We start from the raw sequence: 2,653 nt of genomic DNA, 5'->3' as shown, positions 1-2,653 counted from the left end.
TCGGCATCCGGGACGCCGTCACCTACGAGGGGCAGGCGGCCGCCGAGCTCGAACAGCGCGCCGACCCGGCCGAGAGCGGCTCGTACCCGGCATCCGGCACTACGGCGGGCACGGCGAGCGGCGGCTGGACGACCTGTCGGTGTTCGTCCAGTCGTTCGCGCCGCCGCCGCGCATGCTGGTCTTCGGCGCGATCGACTTCGCCGCGGCCGTCGCCAAGGTGGGCAAGTTCCTCGGCTACCACGTCACCGTCTGCGACGCCCGGCCGGTCTTCGCCACCGCCAAGCGCTTCCCCGAGGCCGACGAGGTGGTGGTCAAGTGGCCGCACGACTACCTGGCCTCGGTGCGGGTGGACGAGCGCACGGTGATCTGCGTGCTGACCCACGACCCCAAGTTCGACGTGCCGCTGCTGGAGGTGGCGCTGCGGACCGAGGCGGGCTACATCGGGGCCATGGGCTCGCGCCGCACGCACGAGGACCGGCTGGCCCGCCTGCGCGAGTCGGGGCTCACCGAGGCCGAGCTGGCCCGGCTGAGATCGCCCATCGGCCTCGACCTGGGCGCCCGCACGCCGGAGGAGACGGCCGTGTCGATCGCCGCCGAGCTGATCCAGCTCCGGTGGGGCGGCTCGGGCCGGCCGCTGTCGCAGACGGGCGGGCGCATCCACGGGGAGCCGGCGTGATCGCCGGGCTGCTGCTCGCCGCGGGGGAGGGCGCCCGGCTGGGCACGCCCAAGGCGCTCGTGGAGTTCGGCGGCGAACGGCTGGTCGACCGCGGGGTGCGGCTGCTGGCGGAGGGCGGCTGCCGTCCGGTGGTGGTCGTGCTGGGCGCGGCGACCGTGCAGGTGCGCGGGGCGGTCAGCGTGCGCAACCCGGACTGGCGCACCGGCATGGGCTCCTCGCTGCGGGCCGGGCTGGCCGCGCTGCCGCCGGAGGCGACGGCCGTGGTGGTCGCGCTGGTGGACCAGCCCCTCGTCCGGGCGGGCGCGGTGCGGGCGCTGGCCGCGTCGGGGGCCGGGCTGGCGGTGGCCACGTACGGCGGACGGCGGGCGAACCCGGTGCTGATCGCGCGCGAGCACTTCGCCGGGGTGGCGGAGCTGGCGGTGGGCGACGTGGGGGCGCGGGCGTTCATGAAGGCGCATCCCGGGCTGGTCACCGAGGTCGCCTGCGACGAGCACGGCGACCCCGCCGACATCGACACGCCGCAGGACCTGGAGCTGCTGGAGGGCCGCTAGAAGCGCAGCGAGGCGATCGCCGCGCGGTGGTCGCTGCCGGTCGCCGGGGCGACCCCCGCCTTGGTCGCCGTCATGCCCCTGAACAGGATGTGGTCGGGCCGGGTGATCGGGAACTCGGCCGGCCAGGTGAACCCGAACCCGTCGCCGGCCACGCTCTGGGCGTCGGTCAGCGGCGGGGTCAGGCCGCGCATGCCGCGGTCGGTGGTGGCGGTGTTGAGGTCGCCGAGCAGCAGGACGCGCTTGCTGGGGTCGCCGTCGACGAGCCGGCGGGCGTGCGCCAGGGAGGCGTCGCGGGAGGCGGTGTGGCCGGGCCTGGCCGAGGCCAGGTGCATGACGTAGACGGTGACCTTGCCCTTGGGCGTGGTCACCACCGCGCGCAGCGCCCGCGGCCAGCCCATGCCGACGTCGAGCGGGCTGGTCTCGCTGATCGGGTAGCGGCTCCACAGGCCGACCGTGCTGACCGGGTAGTGGTAGCGGAACATCTTGTTGAGCTGCTTGGCCGCGGGCCCGCCGGGGGTCAGCTCCTGGGCGGCCAGCAGGTCGAGCCCCTCGGCGATGGCCTTGACCGCCTCGCCGGAGGCGCTGTTGCGCACGCCGACGTTGACCGTGCCGACGGCCAGGTCGCTGGGGCCGCCGGGCGGCGCGGCCAGCAGAGTGGAGCCGAACATCGCCGCCCACACCAGGCCGGGCGCCAGCGCCGCGAGCGCGGCCGCCCTGGACCGCGCCAGCAGGGCGAGGAGCAGCAGCAGCGGCACCGCCACCCCCAACCAGGGGAGCAGGCTCTCCAGGACCGGCGTGAAGCCGCCGAGCGACGGGATCAGCGAATGACCCGCCAGGGCCAGGGCGACCACTGCGGAGGCGACGACGACGACCCGGCTCAGCACCCGAACCAGGCTAGTGCTTCGCCGCGCGACACGCCGACACGCTAACCTGTTGACGTCGCAACGGAACAACATTCGGTTCATCGGGAGCCCGGCATGCGCATCGGTATGGCACTCAACTACTCGGGCGGTTTCAAGGAGACGGTCGCCGAGCTGGCCGACTACGAGAAGGCGGGCCTCGACATCGTCTTCGTGGCCGAGGCGTACAGCTTCGACGCCGTCAGCCAGATGGGGTACATCGCGGCCAAGACCGAGCGGGTGCAGATCGCCTCGGGCATCCTGCCGATCTACTCCCGCACGCCGACGTTGCTGGCCATGACCGCCGCGGGCATGGACTTCGTCTCCGACGGGCGCTTCACGCTGGGCATCGGCACGTCGGGGCCGCAGGTCATCGAGGGCTTCCACGGGGTGCCGTACACCGCGCCGATCGGGCGCACCCGGGAGGTCATCGAGATCTGCCGCAAGGTGTGGCGGCGCGAGCGGCTGGAGCACGCCGGCCGCAACTACCAGGTGCCGCTGCCCGCCGGGGAGGGCACCGGCCTGGG

At 74.3% G+C, this 2,653-nt stretch carries 4 protein-coding genes; 3 read left to right on the top strand and 1 reads right to left on the bottom strand.

Annotated elements, in window-relative coordinates; translation table 11 throughout:
- Both ACWCSD_RS51305 and ACWCSD_RS51300 read left to right on the top strand, forming a co-directional pair.
- Positions 1 to 676: XdhC family protein (locus ACWCSD_RS51305; protein WP_449926963.1), on the top strand; the 676-nt coding region annotated here is incomplete at its 5' end.
- A complete protein-coding gene (locus ACWCSD_RS51300; RefSeq protein ID WP_352353663.1) occupies positions 676 to 1,227 on the top strand; it encodes a nucleotidyltransferase family protein in 552 nt (183 codons plus the stop codon). The genes ACWCSD_RS51305 and ACWCSD_RS51300, both read left to right, overlap by 1 nt.
- On the opposite strand, the gene ACWCSD_RS51295 is transcribed toward ACWCSD_RS51300, so the two are convergent.
- On the bottom strand, positions 1,224 to 2,111 hold the full coding sequence (locus ACWCSD_RS51295; RefSeq protein WP_397162167.1) for an endonuclease/exonuclease/phosphatase family protein: 888 nt from the start codon (positions 2,109 to 2,111) through the stop codon (positions 1,224 to 1,226). The two genes, ACWCSD_RS51300 and ACWCSD_RS51295, sit on opposite strands and share 4 nt — an antisense overlap.
- 93 nt (positions 2,112 to 2,204) lie before the next feature.
- Between ACWCSD_RS51295 and ACWCSD_RS51290 the strand changes: the two genes are divergently transcribed.
- The coding region (locus tag ACWCSD_RS51290; RefSeq protein WP_449926960.1) for an LLM class flavin-dependent oxidoreductase at positions 2,205 to 2,653 on the top strand (449 nt) is incomplete at its 3' end.

It is taken from the genome of Nonomuraea sp. NPDC001684, from assembly GCF_053596515.1.
Note: the sequence above shows the minus strand (reverse complement) of the source record. Positions and strands in the feature narration are given on the sequence as shown.